Annotated in this window: 16 protein-coding genes; 6 read left to right on the forward strand and 10 right to left on the reverse strand. The window is 63.0% G+C overall.

Going from position 1 to position 18,215, the window contains the following annotated elements; all coding sequences use genetic code 11:
• Nucleotides 1-101 precede the first annotated feature (101 nt).
• The 3 genes from QMY55_RS01100 to QMY55_RS01110 form a co-directional block, all read right to left on the reverse strand.
• Nucleotides 102-875, reverse strand: coding sequence for an ABC transporter ATP-binding protein (locus QMY55_RS01100; protein ID WP_283486893.1), 774 nt, complete (start codon nt 873-875; stop codon nt 102-104).
• The gene (locus QMY55_RS01105) at nt 872-2,791 is read right to left on the reverse strand and encodes an ABC transporter permease (RefSeq protein ID WP_283486894.1); all 1,920 of its coding nucleotides are present in this window, start codon (nt 2,789-2,791) and stop codon (nt 872-874) included. Before QMY55_RS01105 ends, QMY55_RS01100 begins: the two co-directional genes overlap by 4 nt.
• Nucleotides 2,792-2,895: 104 nt before the next feature.
• On the reverse strand, nt 2,896-4,098 hold the full coding sequence (locus QMY55_RS01110; RefSeq protein ID WP_283486895.1) for an ABC transporter substrate-binding protein: 1,203 nt from the start codon (nt 4,096-4,098) through the stop codon (nt 2,896-2,898).
• 391 nt (nt 4,099-4,489) lie between these two features.
• Between QMY55_RS01110 and QMY55_RS01115 the strand changes: the two genes are divergently transcribed.
• A complete protein-coding gene (locus tag QMY55_RS01115; RefSeq protein WP_283486896.1) occupies nt 4,490-5,263 on the forward strand; it encodes a ferredoxin--NADP reductase in 774 nt (257 codons plus the stop codon).
• A gap of 93 nt (nt 5,264-5,356) precedes the next feature.
• On the opposite strand, the gene QMY55_RS01120 is transcribed toward QMY55_RS01115, so the two are convergent.
• Nucleotides 5,357-6,304, reverse strand: a complete 948-nt coding sequence (locus QMY55_RS01120) for a LysR family transcriptional regulator (protein WP_283486897.1) — start codon at nt 6,302-6,304, stop codon at nt 5,357-5,359.
• 63 nt (nt 6,305-6,367) lie between these two features.
• Nucleotides 6,368-7,351, reverse strand: coding sequence for a YihY/virulence factor BrkB family protein (locus QMY55_RS01125; RefSeq protein WP_407650585.1), 984 nt, complete (start codon nt 7,349-7,351; stop codon nt 6,368-6,370).
• 379 nt (nt 7,352-7,730) lie between these two features.
• Here QMY55_RS01125 and QMY55_RS01130 point away from each other — a divergent pair, with 379 nt between their 5' ends.
• Nucleotides 7,731-9,296 carry an acetyl-CoA hydrolase/transferase family protein gene (locus QMY55_RS01130; RefSeq protein ID WP_283486898.1) on the forward strand — a complete coding sequence of 522 codons (1,566 nt, stop codon included), beginning with the start codon at nt 7,731-7,733 and terminating at the stop codon, nt 9,294-9,296.
• An 88-nt stretch (nt 9,297-9,384) separates the two neighbouring features.
• Here QMY55_RS01130 and QMY55_RS01135 read toward each other — a convergent pair whose 3' ends face one another.
• Together QMY55_RS01135 and QMY55_RS01140 are read right to left on the reverse strand one after the other, a co-directional pair.
• Complete coding sequence (locus tag QMY55_RS01135; RefSeq protein WP_283486899.1) at nt 9,385-10,077, reverse strand: LrgB family protein; 693 nt, start codon at nt 10,075-10,077, stop codon at nt 9,385-9,387.
• Between the two features lie 4 nt (nt 10,078-10,081).
• A complete protein-coding gene (locus QMY55_RS01140; RefSeq protein WP_283486900.1) occupies nt 10,082-10,552 on the reverse strand; it encodes a CidA/LrgA family protein in 471 nt (156 codons plus the stop codon).
• 76 nt (nt 10,553-10,628) lie between these two features.
• On the opposite strand from QMY55_RS01140, the gene QMY55_RS01145 reads away from it, so the two are divergent.
• Together QMY55_RS01145 and QMY55_RS01150 are read left to right on the forward strand one after the other, a co-directional pair.
• Nucleotides 10,629-11,546, forward strand: a complete 918-nt coding sequence (locus tag QMY55_RS01145) for a LysR family transcriptional regulator (RefSeq protein ID WP_283486901.1) — start codon at nt 10,629-10,631, stop codon at nt 11,544-11,546.
• A 90-nt stretch (nt 11,547-11,636) separates the two neighbouring features.
• Nucleotides 11,637-12,275, forward strand: coding sequence for a pseudouridine synthase (locus tag QMY55_RS01150; protein ID WP_283486902.1), 639 nt, complete (start codon nt 11,637-11,639; stop codon nt 12,273-12,275).
• Between the two features lie 9 nt (nt 12,276-12,284).
• Here QMY55_RS01150 and QMY55_RS01155 read toward each other — a convergent pair whose 3' ends face one another.
• The 3 genes from QMY55_RS01155 to QMY55_RS01165 all read right to left on the reverse strand — a co-directional run bounded on the left by QMY55_RS01155 (nt 12,285) and on the right by QMY55_RS01165 (nt 14,810).
• Nucleotides 12,285-13,388, reverse strand: a complete 1,104-nt coding sequence (locus tag QMY55_RS01155; RefSeq protein WP_283486903.1) for a hypothetical protein — start codon at nt 13,386-13,388, stop codon at nt 12,285-12,287.
• Nucleotides 13,389-13,522: 134 nt separating this feature from the next.
• Nucleotides 13,523-14,035: a hypothetical protein gene (locus QMY55_RS01160; RefSeq protein WP_283486904.1), complete on the reverse strand. Its 513-nt coding sequence runs from the start codon at nt 14,033-14,035 to the stop codon at nt 13,523-13,525.
• A gap of 136 nt (nt 14,036-14,171) precedes the next feature.
• Nucleotides 14,172-14,810, reverse strand: a complete 639-nt coding sequence (locus QMY55_RS01165; RefSeq protein ID WP_283486905.1) for an MBL fold metallo-hydrolase — start codon at nt 14,808-14,810, stop codon at nt 14,172-14,174.
• A 347-nt stretch (nt 14,811-15,157) separates the two neighbouring features.
• On the opposite strand from QMY55_RS01165, the gene QMY55_RS01170 reads away from it, so the two are divergent.
• Nucleotides 15,158-16,756 (forward strand): Re/Si-specific NAD(P)(+) transhydrogenase subunit alpha, encoded by a 1,599-nt coding sequence (locus QMY55_RS01170; RefSeq protein WP_283486906.1) that lies wholly within the window; start codon nt 15,158-15,160, stop codon nt 16,754-16,756.
• 26 nt (nt 16,757-16,782) lie between these two features.
• A complete protein-coding gene (pntB, locus tag QMY55_RS01175; protein WP_283486907.1) occupies nt 16,783-18,195 on the forward strand; it encodes a Re/Si-specific NAD(P)(+) transhydrogenase subunit beta in 1,413 nt (470 codons plus the stop codon).
• Nucleotides 18,196-18,215: the final 20 nt, after the last annotated feature.

The following is an 18,215-nucleotide window of genomic DNA, read 5'->3' on the forward strand; positions in this document are numbered from 1 at the left end:
ACGAGATTTTGGCGAGTGGCACCGAGCAAGAGCCGCCTCGCGGCGATGGTGCCGTCTCCCTCCAGCGCGTAGCGCTAGAGAGGGGGAAGGCGCGAAGCGCCTCAGGGGGAGGGTAGGTCATGCTTTTCCAGAACAAGGCCCGTGCCCAGGTACGCCTGCTGCACGCGGGCGTCGTCGCGTATGGTTTGCGGCGTACCTTCGGCCAGCAGCTTGCCGCGCACCAGCACGGCCACGCGGTCGGCCTGGCCGAAGACCACATCCATGCTGTGCTCGGTAAACAGCACGCCCATGCGGCGTTCCTGCGCAATGCGGCGCGTGAGTTCCATCAGTGCCACGCGCTCGCCCGGGGCCATGCCGGCCGTGGGTTCGTCCATCAGCAGCAATTGCGGGTCATGGGCCAGGGCCATGGCCAGTTCCACACGCTTGACATCGCCATAGGCCAGATCGCTGCAGGAGCGATAGGCCTGAGCCTGCATATTGACCTGGGACAGCAAGGCCAGTGCATGATCGCGGCGGTGGCTGGCGGCGCGGGGCCACCAGTGAAAAATCATGCGGTCGGCCGACAGCAGCGCCATCTGCACGTTCTCGATCACGGTCAGCGAGGCAAAAGTCTGGGCAATCTGGAAGGTGCGGCCCACGCCCAGGCGCCAGATGGCGCGCGGCGGCAGGCCGGTGATGTTTTTGCCATTGAGCAGCACCTGGCCGCTGTCGGGCGCCAACTGGCCGCCAACCATATTGAAGGTCGTGCTCTTGCCCGCACCATTGGGGCCAATCAGGGCCAGCAGCTCACCGGGCTGCAGGGCAAACGATACGCTTTGCACGGCTTTCACGCCGCCAAAGGACTTGCTGATGTTCTCCACCTGCAGCAGGCTCATGATGCCTCTCCCTGCGGTTGGGCAGGCCGTAGTCTGGCCCACAGCAACTGGGCATACCCGGCCAGGCCTTGCGGTGCCAGCAGCACCAGGATCAGCATGATGGTGCCCAGCAGCGCACGCCAGTATTCGGTGTTGCGGGCCACGGTGTCATGCAGCCAGGTAAAGGCCGCTGCGCCCACCACGGGGCCGGCCAGAGTCTGCACGCCGCCCAGCAGCACCATGACCAGACCATCGACGGACTTCGTGACCGACAGGGCATCGGGCGCCACGCCGCCCTTGCTGAACGCAAACAGCGCGCCTGCCAGGCCTGCGAACAGGCCGGCAATCACAAACGCCGTCCATTGCACGCGGCGCACATCGATGCCGATCGCATCGGCGCGCAAGGCCGAATCGCGCGCGGCGCGCAGTGCATAGCCCAAGGGCGAGAACAGCATGCGCCGCAGCAGCCAGATGCCCAGCGCACACAAGGCCAGGGCGAGCCAGTAGAAGGCCGGTCCATTCGAGGCCCATTCGGGTGGCCACACGCCGGTCACGCCATTGCTGCCGCCCGTGAAGTCATCCCACTGGAAGACTATGGCCCAGCTGATCTGCGCAAAAGCCAGCGTCAGCATGGTCAGATAGACGCCCGACAGGCGCACGCAGAACCAGCCGTAGAGCAGGGCGCCGGCAGCAGCCGCCAGCGGCCCCAGCAGCAGGGCGGCAGGCATGGACAGGTCCAGATTGCGTACCAGCAGCGCGGCGCCATAGGCACCCAGGCCGAAGTAGGCGGCATGGCCGAAGGAGTGCATGCCGCCGGGGCCGAGGATGAAGTGCAGGCTGGCCGCAAACAGCGCGGCGATGAAGATATCGGTCAGCAGCACGGTGCTGTAGCTGCCGCTATCGCCACTCAAATTGCCGCTCAGCAGTGGCAGCAGCACCAGGGCAACCAGCAGCGCCACCCAGCCCGAGGTGGCGGCGCGCCCGGAGGGTTGCAGCGGCCGCTCGGGCTCGCCGCCATTGCGGCTCAGCGACTGAGGCTTGCCCAGCAGTCCCCAGGGTCGCCAGACCAGCACCACGGCCATCACCAGAAACTCGACGACCAGTGTGAGCTTGGAAAACGAAATTTCCACACCGCCAATTTCCTGCACCCCCAGCCAGATGCAGATGGCCTTGAGCTCGGCCACCAGCAGCGCCGCGATGAATGCACCGGGAATGCTGCCCATGCCGCCCACGACCACCACCACAAAGGCTGCGCCAATGGTCAGCATGTCGGCCTCCAGGCTGGCGGGCTCGCGCGGCAGCTGCAGCGCGCCGCCCAGGCCCGCCAGCAGCGTACCCAGTGCGAAAACGGCGGTGAACAACCAGGCCTGGTTGACACCCAAAGCACCGACCATCTCGCGGTCCTGTGTGGCGGCGCGCACCAGGGTGCCGAAGCGGGTTCTGGTCAGCAAAAGCGTCAAACCCAACAGCACGCATGGGCCAACAGCTATCAAAAACAGATCGTAGCAGGGGAACTGGCGGCCCAGGATCTCGATCGAACCTTCCAGTCCTGCAGCACGCGGGCCGAACAGCTCTTCCGGCCCCCACAGCCACAGAGTGGCATCCTTGATGACCAGCACCAGTGCAAATGTGGCCAGCAACTGAAACAGCTCGGGCGACTTGTAGATGCGGCGCAGCAGCGCCATCTCGGTGATGGCCCCCAGCACGCCGCAGGCCAGCGGAGCCAGCAGCAGCGCGGGCCAGAAGCCGATATGGGGAGAGAGCTGATCCACGCTGCTGTAGGCGATGAAAGCCCCCAGCATGTAGAACGAGCCATGGGCGAAGTTGATGGTACGGGTGACGCCAAAGATCAGCGACAGTCCGACCGACACCAGAAATAGCGACGATGCGCTGGCCAGCCCGTTGAGCAATTGGGCCAGCAGGCCGGATGCGCTCATGCGGCGGTGCTCCTGTTCATCAGCTTGTCTCCTTGCACAGATGGGTGCAGATGCGAAAAAGCCACCCTTCGCGGGTGGCTTGTCCATTTTCGCAAAAGCGGCGCTCAGTTGGCAGTTGCCGGACGCAGCTTTTTCACTTCGTCGTCGCTGGGCTGGTAGTTCTTGCCGTCGGCATAGCGGTAGTCGACCAGCACGCCACGGCCCAGCTTGCTGTCGTAGGCCGTCTTGCCTATGTAGGCGCCCATGGTGGACTGGTTGTCCTGTGCGCGATAGGTGATGGGGCCGAATGGCGTGTTCACCTCCAGGCCCTTGAAGGCGGCGATCAGTTTCTCGGTATCGGGGTCGCCATGGGTCTTGCGCAGGCCTGCGGCAATCGACTGGATGGCGTTGTAGCCCACGATGGTGCCCAGGCGCGGGTAGTCCTTGAACCTGGCCTGATAGGCCTTGAGGAAGGCGCTGTGCTCGGGCGTGTTGATCGAATACCAGGGGTAGCCGGTTACGGTCCAGCCCACGGGCGCTTCTTTCTTGAGCGGGTCCAGGTATTCGGGCTCGGCCGTCAGCAGGCCCACGACCTCACGGCCCTTGAACAGACCGCGCGTATTGCCCTCGCGCACGAACTTGCCCAGGTCGGTGGCAAACAGCACGTTGAAGATGGCATCGGGCTTGGCGTCGGCAAGCGCCTGCACCACGGAGCCGGCGTCGATCTTGCCCAGCGCGGGTGCCTGCTCGGCCACGAATTCGATATCGGGCTGCTTCTCCTTCATCAGCTTCTTGAAGGTGGCAATAGCGGACTGGCCGTATTCGTAGTTGGGGTAGACGATGGCCCAGCGTTTTTTCTTGAGCTTGAGCGCTTCTTCCACCAGCATGGCCGTCTGCATATAGGTGGAGCCGCGCAGGCGATAGGTGTAGTGGTTGCCGCTGGCCCAAACCACCTTGTCGGTCAGCGTCTCGGAAGCCAGGAAAAAGCGCTTTTTCTGCTTGGCGTAGTCGGTCAGCGCCAGGCCTACGTGTGACAGAAAGCTGCCCGTGAGCACATCGATCTTTTCGCGCGTGTACAGCTCCTCGGCGGCACGCACGGCATCTCCCGGCGTGGCGTTGTCGTCGCGCACGATCAGCTGCAGCTTCTTGCCTGCAATGCCGCCTGCGGCATTGACCTGCTCCACGGCCAGCTCCATGCCTTTTTTATAGGGTTCCAGGAAGGCGGGCTGGGCCTTGTAGCTATTGATCTCGCCAATCTTGATGACGCCTTGCGCCCAGGCGGGCATTGCGGCCAGTGTCAGCAGGGGCAGGGTCCAGCGCAGCTGCATTGTCTTTCTCCTCGGTGGCGAGTGTGCGGCCATGGCCGGGTGTGCGCATGCCGCTCTCGATTATTAATGCTCAGATTGAGTATTAGTATGGACAAATAAAGCGCTTTCATCAAAGCGCAGAGAGAGGGGCATCGTAGAACAGTGCTTTGCACGCGTCAAGAATGCAACATGGCAGGCCCACCGCCAGAGGCGTCATTCTGCTTATCACTAATCGGTATCAAGACATTGGCAGGTAACACAACCGTTTTATGCCATCTTGCGGGACAATACAGGCAAGTCCCGCTTGGCAACCGGCAGCCAAAGCGCTAGCAGCCACTTTGCTGTTGCGCCCCGCCAGCCCAGCATTTGCCGCGCAGGTTTTCTGCTCCCAGTTTTTATTTTCAGACGAATCATGAGTGCTTTTCTCGAAGAACGCGTGCTGTCCGTCCACCACTGGACCGACCGTCTTTTCTCTTTCACGACGACCCGCGATACCTCGCTGCGCTTTTCCAACGGCCACTTCACCATGATTGGCCTGAAGGTGGACGGCAAGAATCTGCTGCGTGCCTATTCCATCGCCAGCCCCAACTACGAAGAACATCTGGAGTTCCTGTCCATCAAGGTGCCTGACGGCCCTCTGACCTCCAAGCTGCAGAACATCAAGGTGGGCGACACCATCATCGTGGGCAAGAAGCCCACGGGTACGCTGCTGATCGACTATCTGCTGCCCGGCAAGAACCTCTACATGATAGGCACCGGCACCGGCCTGGCCCCCTGGCTGTCCGTGGCGCGCGACCCCGAAACCTACGACAAGTTCGAGAAGGTGGTGGTGGTGCACGGCGTGCGTCAAGTCAACGAACTGGCATATCAGGAACTGTTCGAGAAGGAACTGCCCGAGCATGAGTTCCTGGGCGAGATCGTCAAGGACCAACTGGTCTACTACCCCACGGTGACGCGCGAGCCTTTCCGTAACCACGGCCGCATCTCCACCCAGATCAACAACGGCACCTTCCCCCAGAACATCGGCCTGCCCGATCTCAACCCCGAGACCGACCGCGTCATGCTCTGCGGCAGCCCTGCCATGCTGTCCGAACTCAAGGAACTGCTGGAGAAGCGCGGCTTCAAGGAAGGCAATACCACCACGCCTGGTGACTTCGTCATCGAGCGCGCCTTCGTCGAGAAGTAAGCGTCAGCGCCGAGCTCTGCTCGGCGCTCCGCCCCAAGCCACGCCCCGGTCTCTGTGAAAGAGACTGGGCGTGGCTTTTTTGATGGCCAAGCTTCAGTTCTTGAGGGCAACCGAAGGCACGCCGAACGGCAGCAGGCCGCTGACGCTGCGGTTGGTGTTTTCGGCCAGAAAGTCCAGCAGCGCCCGCACGCGCGCCGGCATGAACTGGCGCGAGGGCATGGTGGCATAGAGCGTGAAGACGCCGGTGGTCCACTCGGGTAGCAACTGCACCAACTGGCCTTCGCACAGGGCGCGGGCGATCAGATCCGAGGGCTGGGCGCTGATGCCCGCGCCATCGAGGGTGGCGCGCAGCAAGGTGCCCGTGTGGTTGGCCACCAGCAGCGGCGTCACGAGCACTTCCTCTTCGGGCCTTGTGTTGTCGATGCGACGCAGGCGCAGCATATAGCCGCGTGCAAAAGCGTAGCTGCGCAGCAGCATCTGGTGCTGCGCGAGGTCCTGTGGCGTGCGCGGCGTGCCATGCTGCTCCAGATAGCGGGGAGAGGCGCAGACCATGCCGTAGGTGCTGACGATGGGGCGCGCGATCACATTGGCGTCATAGCCTTCGGCGGCACTGACAAAGGTGATGTCGTATTCGCCCAGCGCAGCCTCGGTCGAGGATTCGACGACCACCTCGATAGACACCTTGGGATAGATCTGGTGAAACTCCGTCACCAGCGGCGCAAGAATATGCTCGGCGAAAACGGGCGGCATGAGCACGCGCACCAGGCCCGACAGCTCGGCCGTGTGCGCCTGGGCCATGGAAAAAGCATCATCCACCTCGACCAGAATGCCGCGCACGCGCTGCAGATAGGCCTCGCCCGCCTCCGTCAAGGTCACGCTGCGCGTGGTGCGCTGCATCAAGCGGGTACCCAGATGCTGCTCCAGGTCGGCAACCAGCCGGGTGACGGTGGGCACGGACATATCCAGTTTGCGTGCAGCCGCAGAGAAGCCGCCTTCATCGGCAACGGACTGGAAGACACGCATGGTGAGCAGACGATCCATGAGGTGATGCTCTTATTGAATGGATAGCGCTTATCGTAAGCAGATAAAGGGCTGGAGGCCTGTTTAGATGTTTTCCCCGGCGTGCTCGGGCAGGCGCTCCGACCCCGTGGCTTCGGACTTGCCCGGTTTGCCGCGCAGCGCAAATGGTTTGTGGAATTTCACCCCGGCGCGGCTGCAGGCCTTGGCCGTGGCTGCAGAGAACAGCAAGATGGCCGAGGTGAAGTAGAACCACATCAGCACCACCACCAGCGAGCCCGCTGCGCCATAGGCCGAAACCACGGCAGCGGTGGACAGATACCAGGCCAGGGCCTGCTTGCCGACGGTAAAGAGTATGGCGCCCATGATGGAGCCCAGCAGCAGGTACTTCAGGGTCGGCTTGAGGCCGGCCCCCATGCGCATCAGCCCCAGGAACAGCAGCACCTCGATGCCGAAGGAAATGCTTTCGTTGATCAAGCCCACCAGCGGGCCCAGCGGCACCAGTTGCAGCTCGTCATTGGCCCATTTGGTGACCATCTGGATGACGGTGGACAGCACCATGGACACCAGCAGCAAAAAGCCCAGCCCGGCCACATAGCTGAGGCCCCGCAGGCGCGAGACCGCCATGCTCCACCAGGCGGCCTTGGTCTTGGGCACAGGCTCCTCGCCCATGGACCAGAGCTTGTCCAGCGAGGCCTGCAGCTCCACGAACACGCCGGTAGCGCCCGAGAGCATCATCACCAGGCCGAGGATGGAGGCCAGAGACCCTTCACTCGAGCTCTTGGCACTGGATAGCGCGCTCTGAATCACCTGGGCCGCGCGCTCGCCCACAACGCCTTGCACCTGCTGAATCAGCGTGCTTTCCACATAGCTGCGGTCCATCCACCAGCCCAGCAGGCCGACCACGGCCAGCAGCAGTGGCGCCAGACTCAGCATGCCGTAGAAGGACATGGCGGCGCTCATACGCAGACCGTCGGCCTGCAGCCAGAGCTGCACGGCGTCTATCAGCGGCTGAAAGGGTTTGCTCCAGCGCATCAGGCGCTGTTTCCACAAAGAAAAATCCAGAGGCATAAGGCATTGTGTCCGCAAGCGCTGTAATTCCCCTGTCAGCCCAGGCCGCCCCTGGCTGCTGCCTGCATGGGGCTTAAGCCGCTGTCGGATATAGAAATCATCAAAATTGATAGCGCATTGCGCATGTTCCATCTTGAGATTCTGATGGAATTTTTTTGAAAGCTCTATTCGGCAAGCGGAAGATGCTACTGTTTTTGAAATATCGGCTTTGTTGGCGTTCTCTGTTTGCCGGGGATGAGTACCCGGGTTTGTACTAGTCAACTACGCTGGAGTCTGCTGCGTGAGCGTGGTTCACTTCGGGTTTGCACCGATTACGGTGCAAGCATTGAACGATAAGAAACGTCGCCTTCCGGGCGGCACCGCACGACGAGACATTCCCATGCACACCACTTTCACCCAGGCATCCCCCGCGGATCGCGTGCTTTGCGCGGCCCTGCGCGAACGCATCATGACGGCCGACCAGGCGGCCAGCCTGATCCAGTCCGGCATGACGCTGGGCATGAGCGGCTTCACGCCCGCAGGCGCACCCAAGGCCGTGCCCCAGGCGCTGGCGCGCCGCATCGAGGAGCAGAACGCCAACGGCGGCAATTTCCGCATCAGCCTGTGGACCGGCGCGTCCACCTCGGCAGAGCTGGACGGGGCTCTGGCCAAGGTGCACGGCATAGAGCGCCGCCTGCCCTATCAAAGCGACCCCACGGTGCGCAAAGAGATCAACGAGGGGCGCATGCAGTATGTGGATATCCACCTGTCCCATGTGGCGCAGTACGTGTGGTTCGGTTTCCTTGGTCACCTCGATGTGGCGGTGATCGAGGTGGCAGGCATCCTGCCCGATGGGCGCCTGATTCCATCGACCTCGGTGGGCAACAACAAGACCTGGCTGGAGCAGGCCGACAAGATCATTCTGGAGGTCAACAGCGCCCAGCCCGCCGAGCTGGAAGGCATGCACGATATCTACTACGGCGCCGCCGTGCCGCCCCGGCGCAAGCCCATTCCCATGGAGCACCCGTTCGACCGCATCGGCGAGCCCTATCTGCACTGCGATATGAGCAAGGTGATTGCCGTGGTGCCCACGGCCCAGCGCGACAGGCTGGCGGCCTTCACGGCACCCGACGAGGACTCCCGGCGCATTGCCGAGCACATCATCGACTTTCTGCAGCACGAGGTGAAAGTGGGCCGCCTGCCGCCCGAGCTGCTGCCGTTGCAGTCGGGCGTGGGCAATATCGCCAACGCCGTGCTGGCGGGCCTCAACAACGGCCCGTTCGAGCATCTGAACGCCTATACCGAGGTGCTGCAGGACGGCATGCTGGACATGCTGGAGTCGGGCAAGCTCGATACCGCATCGACGACCTCGCTGGCGCTCAGCCCCGCAGCCATGGAGCGCTTCCTTGCCAATATCGAGTTCTACCGCCAGCGCATCATGCTGCGCCCGCAGGAGATCTCCAACCATCCCGAGCTGATACGCCGCATGGGCCTGATCTCGATGAATGCGCTGATCGAGGCCGATATGTACGGCAACGTCAACAGCACGCACATCATGGGCTCGTCCATCATGAATGGCATAGGCGGCAGCGGTGACTTTGCGCGCAATGCCTATCTGTCCATCTTCATGACGCCGTCCACGGCCAAGGGCGGCAAGATCAGCTGCATCGTGCCCATGGTGTCTCACGTCGATCACACCGAGCATGACGTGCAGGTCATAGTCACCGAGCAAGGTCTGGCCGATCTGCGCGGGCTGGCTCCCGTGCAGCGCGCGCGCCTGGTCATCGAAAAATGCGTGCATCCCGACTACAAGGACGCCATGACCGACTATCTGGACCGTGCCCTGCAAGGCGCGCCGGGCAAGCACACACCGCATCTGCTGGACGAAGCCTATGCATGGCACCAGCGCTACCTCAAGACCGGCACCATGCAGCCAGAGCAGCAACCGGCGCTGCGTCTGGCCTGAAGCCAACAAAAAAAGAGCTGCCGAGGCAGCTATTTTTGCATCAAATCAGCCTGCAGCGCTTGTCCAGTAAGCGCTGTCAGCTATCAAATCAGAATAGCAGCGTTTTGATCCAGGGCGCGGCCAGCACATTCAGGGCGCCGGCGATCAGCATCACCAGCGAGGCCATCACGGCCTGCACTTCCCCGGTCTGGCGGGCGCGTGCCACGCCGCTGCCGTGGGCCGCACCGCCCCAGCTGGCACCGGTGGCCAGTTTGCTGCGGATATTGGGCAGAAAGCGCAGCACGGTCTGGCCCAGCAGCATGGCGCTGACGCCGGTCAGCAGCACAAACAGCGCCGCCAGATCGGTGGGGCCGCCCAGCACTTTCTCGGCCTCGATGGCAAATGGCGTGGTGATGGAGCGCACGACCAAGCCTTTTTCCAGATCTTCGGACAGGCCAAACCACTGGGCAAACAAGACCGAGGTGCCTATGGACACGGCGGTGGCAGCGACCACGCCGGTGGTGATGGACATCCAGTGTTTCTGCAGCAGCTTGCGGTGCTCGTACAGCGGCAGCGCAAAAGCCACGGTGGTCGGGCCCAGCAGCCAGACCAGCCAGTGCGTCTGGGCGTAATACTGGGGAAAGCTCACCTGGGTCAGCGCGGCCAGTGCAATCAGCGCCACGGGCGTGGCGATGATGGGCATGAGCAGCACGTTGCGGTACTGGCGATAGAGGCGCTTGTTGACCCAGTAGCAGGCAATGGTGATGACCAGAGAGAGCAGGCCTATCATTTCATGGGACATGCTCTCACTCCTTGCCTGCCAGGGTCCGACGGGCACTGGCCGTGGATTTGCGGCGGGCCAGCCACAGCTCCAGGCGGTAGACGCGCTCCACCGCCAGGGCGGTCACGGCCATCACGCAGGCCGTGCTGGCCACGATGACGACCAGGATGCGCAGGCCCTGCTGGCGGATCAGGTCGGGGTATTCGGTCACCACCAGCATGGCGGGCACGAAGAACAGCAGCATCTCGGCCATCAGCCAGTTGGTGCCGGCCTGCAGCCAGCTGGCTTTGATCAGGCCCGAGAAAAGCCCGAGCGCCAGTAGCGCGAAGCCGATCAGGCCTGCGGGCAGGCTCCAGCCAAAATGCTGGCGCAGCGTATCCATGGCGATCCAGATGGCGCTGAGCACCGCGATCTGCAGCACGGCCTTGGCGGCCTGACTCCAGCGCGAAATAAAGGCAGACTCCTTGAGGGCAGGAGCTTCCGGAAAATGGGACATACAGAAATTCTAGGGTTTTTACCTATATTCTGAAAATGACTTATTTTTATTTTTTCGATTCATTCAAGGAATGCACATGGATTTGCGAGCACTGCGCTATTTCATCGAGGTAGTCCGGCAGAACGGCTTCACGCGTGCCGCCGAGTCCCTGCATGTGACGCAGCCCACGATCAGCAAGATGGTCAAGGCGCTGGAGGAAGAGCTGGGCGGCCCGCTGCTGCTGCGCGAGGGCCGGGGCGTGCAGCTGACCGATGCGGGCCAGGTCGTCTATGACCGGGGGCTGGAAATACTGGATCAGGCCAAGCTGCTGCGCCAGCAGGTGGCCGAGGTGGACAACATCACGCGCGGCGAGCTGTCGGTGGGCATCATGCCCACCACCGGCCACTACATGGTGCCGGTGATAGCGCTGTTCCAGCAGCGTTATCCGGGCGTGGATCTGCAGGTTAACGAGCAGGGCGCCCGCGCCCAGTACCAGCTGATCCAGGAAGGCAAGCTGGACATGGCGCTGGGCCTGTTCTCTGCCCCCGATCCGGCGCTGGAGCGCTACACCGTGGCGCGCCAGAAAACCCGTGTCGTGCTGCCCGTGCACCGCGTGGCGGACTCCGCCCAGCCCATGCGCTGGCAGGACCTGCGTGATCTGCCCTTTGTGCTCTACACCTCGGACTTTGCGCTGCACGAGCATGTGCTGCAGCAGTGCGAGGCCGCAGGCTTTTCGCCCAAGGTCAAGCTGCAGACCCGCTACTGGGACTTCATAGGCCATCTGGTCGCCGCCGACGTGGGCGTGGCCGTGATGTTCGAGCATGTCATTGCCCGCTACAACCCCGAGCGCGTGGCCAGCCGCCCGCTGGTCGAGCCTGAGATTTCCTGGGATGTGGCGCTGATGTGGCGCCACGGCCATCTGTCCCGCGCCGCGCAGGCCTGGCTGGACTGCGTGCGCGAGGTCTATCCGCGGCCCTTGATCGGGGCGGAGTTCCCGGATTTTCAAAAAACATAGCTGCCTGCGCTTGATTCTCAAGTGCTTGAGCGCGATTTGGCATTTCTGGCCGGACAGCGAGGCCATTGGGCTGGCGCTAAGCTTTGGGCCATGCCCCGTCCGTTTCCGCCCAGCCGCAGCTCTTCACGTCCCACTGCCACCCGCCGTGCCGGCCCGCAGCGCCAGGCCGCGCCCAGGCCCGAGGTCACAAGGCTGCTGTGCTTTCACAAGCCCTATGGCGTGCTGAGCCAGTTCACGCCCGAGGGCAAATGGCAGGGTCTCAAGGACTGGATCGCCGTGCCCGGCGTCTATGTGGCGGGGCGGCTCGATGCCGACAGCGAAGGCCTGTTGCTGCTGACCAATGACGGCCAGTTGCAGGCACGCATTGCCGATCCGCGCCACAAGATGGAAAAGACCTATTGGGTGCAGGTCGAGGGCGTGCCGGCCGACGCCGCGCTGCAGCGCCTGCGCGATGGCGTGGAACTGAACGACGGCAAGACCCTGCCCGCCAGGGTGCGGCTGATAGAGCCGCAGCCCGATATGTGGCCGCGCAACCCGCCGATTCGCGTGCGCCAGAACATACCCGACTGCTGGATCGAGCTCATCATCCGCGAAGGCCGGAACCGCCAGGTGCGCCGCATGACGGCAGCCATCGGCCATCCCACGCTGCGCCTGGTGCGCATGGCGGTCGGGCCGTATTCGATAGCGGGGCTGGAGCCCGGGCAGTGGGTGGATGTGTCGCCGGTCTAGGGCGCGGCTTCAGCGCAGGGCATCAAGCCTGGAAAGATCATCTCCTTCAGGCAACTTCACGGCCTGCCAGCCTTGCAGCAGCAGCCAGTTGCTGCGCTGGGGGCTGAACCAGTTGTGCTCCACCTCCACGGGTTGCAGACGCCCTTTGAGCGCCTCCATGGCGGTGCGCAGGTCTGCGGCTCTGCTTTGCACGCAGCCCCGCATCTCCTGCACCAGCTGCTGGCGCTGGCTGAACAGGAGGCTGCGCGCCATTTGGTTCGGCGATGGCTGGCACTGTGCATAGGCCAGCAAGCTGGGGTCAGGAGTGTCGCCACTGGCGACCATGTCCAGCGTTTGCTGATGCAGGCTCAGTTGCTCGTCAGGCATCAGGCCCGCCAGCTGAATCTCCAGCGCTGCCCCATGAAAGCGGTAGCGTGCGGGCACGGCGTCCAGCAAGGTGTAGCTGCTGCCGTTGCGTGATCTGGCGTGGTAGCGGACGACACGACTGCCTTGCTGCAGCAGCGGCTGCACCAGCGCCATCAGCGCTTCGCGGCCCGGCCCATCATCGGTAGTGAGCGGAATGCGCAGCTGCGTGCTGGGGTAGCCGCGCCATTCCTCGCGCCAGACCATCCAGCCCGCCGTGTTGGGCGCAAAAAAGATTAGCACGATGACGGTGAACATAGGCACCAGCCATGAGGCCAACGCCCAGGTGGCCTTGATATCGGCGGCGGCTTCCGCGCCCTTCCCTGTGCTGAGCAGATTGCCGACCAGCCGCACCAGCGTGCCCAGACTCACCACAAAGGCAATCCCTACGCCCAGCGACAGCTGCTCCGGCGAGAACATGCGCTCGGGCAAATGGATCAGCGTCCACAGCATGGCCGCCACGCCCAGCCAGATGACCAGCGCCGACAAGCCATAGAACAGGGCCGGGTGGTTCTGCAGCTCGGCGTTCAGATCAAGAGCGGGGTTCTGCGCCTTGGCGCGCAGCAGCTGATGTCTGCGCCACCAGCGCAGCGGCTGCCACAGCAAGGCGCCGGCGATCAGGCCTGCAGCGATGGAGATCAGCGTCGCCGAAAATGCCCAGAGCATCAGCAGCCCCATCAACACCATCATCAAGCCCACCAACCAGATCATTGCTTCTGCCTCCCTATGTAATTGATAGCTGGCAGCGCATGATCTACCGAAACTAGAGCCTGTTTTTAACCCAAAAAGGAAAACGCGCTTGCTGCAGCCGCAGACAAGCGCGTTTCAGGGTGTGATGTGAGCGATTAAGAGCAGGCCTTGCTGCCCTTGGCGGCGTGGGCGCCAGCGGCCTTGGCATCGGCTTCGCTCATGTACTTGCCGCTCTTGGTTTTGCCGTAGTAGCGGTCGCCCTGGCAGTGATAGACCTTGGTGTTTTCATTGACCCAGACCTGGCCGGGGCCGCCGCCGGGCGCTGCACCTGCGGCCGGTGCCGCAGCTGCAGCAGGCTTGGCTGCCGCCGCAGGAGCTGCCGCTGGCGCGGCTGCGGGCGTGGGGCTGGTCGTCAGCTTGGCGGTGGCGTCCTTGTCTATGCCTTTATGGCCTTTGCAAGTGCCCTTGGAGCTGGCCGCGCTGACGCTGGTGCCGTCCTTGCACACAAAGGTTTGCATGGCCGCTGCCGCCGGGGCGGCTGCAGGTGCCGGTGCAGCCTTGGCCGCCGGAGCTGCAGCAGCGGGAGCCGCTGCCGGAGTTTGGGCAAAGCTGGCAAATGCGCCGCTGACCAGGGCCGAAGCCAGCAAGACTTTCCATGTGTTGCTCATAAAGACACTCCCAGATGGTTGGCATCACAAACGGTGTGACGCGCACATGCTGCTACCGCTGCAAGCAATCTGCAAGTACCAAGTGTGAACTTCTATGCAAGCTTGGGACTTCAGCCTTCTTTAAGCTCGGCGAAGTTCAGGTGCCGCTGACATAGGGATTCATCTTGCGTTCGCGGCCAAAGCTGCTTTCCGGGCCGTGACCGGGGATGAACACCGTCTGGTCACCCATGGGCCACAGGCGCTGCACGATGGAGTCAATCAGTTGCTGGTGGTTGCCCTGGGGAAAGTCCGTGCGGCCGATGCTGCCCGCGAACAGCACGTCGCCGACAAAGGCGCGGTCGATCTGTGGCGAGTGGAACACCACATGGCCAGGTGTGTGGCCGGGGCAGTGGCGCACATTGAGGCTCTCCTTGCCGATAGTCACCGTGTCGCCGTCATGCAGCCAGCGCGTGGGCACAAAGGGCTCGGAATGGGGAAAACCGAACATCGCACCCTGCTGGGGCAGGCCGTCAATCCAGAACTGGTCGCCTTCGTGCGGGCCGATGATGGGCAAATCGTGTTTGGCTGCCAGCTCGCTGGTGCCGCCCGCGTGGTCGATATGGGCATGGGTGAGCCAGATGGCCTTGAGGTTCAGGCCCAGGCGTTCCACCTCCCACTCGATCTGCTCGATATCGCCGCCAGGGTCGATGACGGCGGCATCCATGGTCTGGTCGCACCAGACCAGAGAGCAGTTTTGTTGGAAGGCAGTGACAGGAACGGTGTGATATTGCAACATGGGTGACTTGTATTTTTTGGGCGTTTGCGTAGTCTCGCGGGCAGAGAACATCGTCAAGCATGCCATGACAGACAGGGGGCACCACAAATGCCCTCCCGACTTCTAGAAGCATCCTCCATTTGCGCTAGCACAGATGCGCGTGCCCCAAGTTGGTGCGTGCTGCTACAAAGCTTTGTGCTGCAAGGCAGCGGGCCAACGCTCATCAAGAAGCGGCCCAACCCGGTTTCATTTTCAGGCCGAGCCATGCCCGAGCAGACTCCATTCCCGGTCTTGTCCACAACCGGAAGGAGGAGAGGGCGCCGCTGCGGCCTGGAGTCCAGATTCAAAACTCCAGGAGACTCTCTCTCATGTCCACCACCTCCAACCAACGCATAGGCGTGCTGCGGGAAACCTTTCCGCTGGAAAAGCGCGTGGCCACCGTGCCCGATGTGGTCGAAAAGCTCATCAAGCTGGGCTTTGGCGTCTGCATCGAATCCGGTGCCGGTGAGGCCGCCAATTTCAGCGACGATGCCTACCGCGCTGCGGGCGCCGAGGTACTGCCCGATGCTGCCGCCGTCTGGTCTGCGGCCGATATCGTCTTCAAGGTGCGGCCTCCCACCACGGAGGAGGTGGAGCTCATGCATGAAGGCCAGATCCTGCTGGACTTCATCTGGCCCGCCCAGAACCCTGATCTGATGCAGCAGCTGGCCGCCCGCAAGGTGACGGTGCTGGCCATAGACGCGCTGCCCCGCACCTTGAGCCGCGCGCAGAAGATGGATGCGCTGACCTCGATGGCAGGCGTTTCCGGCTATCGCGCCGTGATCGAGGCCGCCAATGCCTTCGGCCGCTATTTCAACGGCCAGATCACGGCGGCGGGCAAGGTGCCGCCGGCCAAGGTCTTTATCGCTGGCGCTGGTGTGGCAGGCTTGTCTGCCATTGGCACGGCGGCCAATCTGGGAGCCATCGTGCGCGCCAACGACACGCGCGCCGAGGTGGCCGACCAGGTTACCTCTCTGGGTGGCGAGTTCGTCAAGGTCGATTACGAAGAGGACGGTGCTGGCGGCGGTGGCTATGCCAAGGTCATGAGCGAGGGCTTCCAGGCCGCCCAGCGTCAGATGTATGCCCAGCAGGCCAGGGATGCCGACATCATCATCACCACGGCGCTGATCCCCGGCAAACCCGCGCCCAAGCTGATTACGGCCGAGATGGTGCAGAGCATGAAGCCCGGCAGCGTGATCGTGGACATGGCGGCCGAGCAAGGCGGCAACTGCGAGCTGACCGTGCCCAACGAGGCCGTGGTGCGCCACGGCGTGACCATCATCGGCTACACCGATCTGGCATCGCGCCTGGCCAAGCAGTCGTCCACCTTGTACGCCACCAATCTGCTGCGCCTGACCGAAGAGCTGTGCAAGGCCAAGGATGGCGTGGCCGTGGTCAATATGGAAGACGACGCGATCCGTGGCCTGACCGTGGTCAAGGATGGCGAAATCACCTGGCCCGCGCCGCCCATTGCCCAGGCGCCCAAGCCCGCAGCCAAGCCTGCTGCCGCAGCGGTGGAGCAGAAAAAAAGCGGCCATGGTCATGGTGCCAGCGGGCCGCTGCCGGCCAGGACGCTGGCCATCATCTTTGCCGTGGCGGCGGTGGTCTTCTGGTTGATCGGGGCTTATGCGCCAGCGGCCTTTCTCGGCCACTTCACGGTGTTCGTACTGGCCTGCTTCATCGGCTACATGGTGGTGTGGAACGTCACGCCCGCGCTGCACACGCCGCTGATGAGCGTGACCAACGCCATCTCCAGCATCATTGCCATCGGAGCCCTGGTGCAGATTGCGCCGCCAGAGACGGCTGGCACAGGCCGGCCTGATGAGCTGATTCGTTGGCTGGCCTTTGCTGCGATCGTGCTCACTGCTATCAATATGTTTGGCGGCTTTGCCGTCACCCGCCGCATGCTGGCCATGTTCCAGAAATAAGAAGAACGAGAAAAGAGAGAAACACCATGTCCCAAAGTCTCGCAACGGTGTCTTACCTGGGCGCCGCCATCTTGTTCATCCTGAGCCTGGGTGGTCTGTCCAACCCTGAAACTTCGCGCCGCGGCAATCTGTTCGGCATCATCGGCATGGCCCTGGCCGTGCTGGCCACCGTCTTCGGCCCGCGCGTCGGTCCCTCGGGCATGGCCTGGATCGTCGGTGCACTGGTCATCGGCGGTGGTATCGGTCTGTATGCGGCCAAGGTCGTGAAGATGACCCAGATGCCAGAACTCGTGGCACTGATGCACAGCCTGGTCGGGTTGGCCGCCTGCCTGGTGGGTTTTGCCAGCTATGTCGATACCTCGACCCAGCTGCAGGGCGCCGAGAAAGCCATTCATGAAGTCGAAATCTATGTCGGCATTCTGATTGGCGCCGTCACCTTCTCGGGCTCGCTGATCGCCTTTGGCAAGCTCAACGGCAAGATCGGCGGCAAGCCGCTGCTGCTGCCCGGCCGTCACTGGCTCAATCTGGTCGCGCTGCTGGTGGTGATCTATTTTGGCCGTGAGTTTCTGCATGCCGAAACTGTGGCCGACGGCATGCTGCCGCTGATCGTGATGACCGCCATTGCCCTGCTGTTCGGTGTGCACATGGTCATGGCCATCGGCGGTGCGGATATGCCGGTGGTCGTGTCCATGCTCAACAGCTACTCGGGCTGGGCCGCGGCAGCCACGGGCTTCATGCTCAGCAATGACTTGCTGATCGTGACCGGCGCGCTGGTGGGCTCCTCGGGCGCGATTCTTTCGTACATCATGTGCAATGCGATGAACCGCAATTTCATCAGCGTGATTGCGGGCGGCTTTGGCTCGGGTGCTCCGGCCAAGAAGGCCGATGGCGCTGCTGCCCAGCCTCAGGGCGAAGTCACGGCAGTGAGCGCCGCCGAGACCGCCGAGATGCTGCGCGACGCCAAGAGCGTCATCATCGTGCCCGGCTATGGCATGGCCGTAGCCCAGGCCCAGCACACCGTCAACGAAATCACGCGCACCCTGCGTGACAAGGGGGTGAGCGTGCGCTTTGCCATCCACCCCGTGGCAGGCCGTATGCCCGGGCATATGAACGTGTTGCTGGCCGAAGCCAAGGTGCCTTACGACATCGTGATGGAGATGGACGAGATCAACGAAGACTTCCCCGAGGCCGACGTGGCCATGGTCATCGGCGCCAACGACATCGTGAACCCTGCGGCCCAGGACGACCCGAGCAGTCCCATCGCCGGCATGCCGGTGCTGGAAGTGTGGAAGGGCAAGCAGTCCATCGTGATGAAGCGCTCCATGGCCTCGGGCTATGCGGGTGTGGACAATCCGCTGTTCTACAAGGACAACAATCGCATGTTGTTTGGCGATGCCAAGAAGATGCTCGATGAAGTCCTCACAGCTTTGAAAAGCTGACGAGCTGGAGAGTGCCCCTC

It is taken from the genome of Comamonas resistens, from assembly GCF_030064165.1.
Classification (GTDB): domain Bacteria; phylum Pseudomonadota; class Gammaproteobacteria; order Burkholderiales; family Burkholderiaceae_C; genus Comamonas; species Comamonas resistens.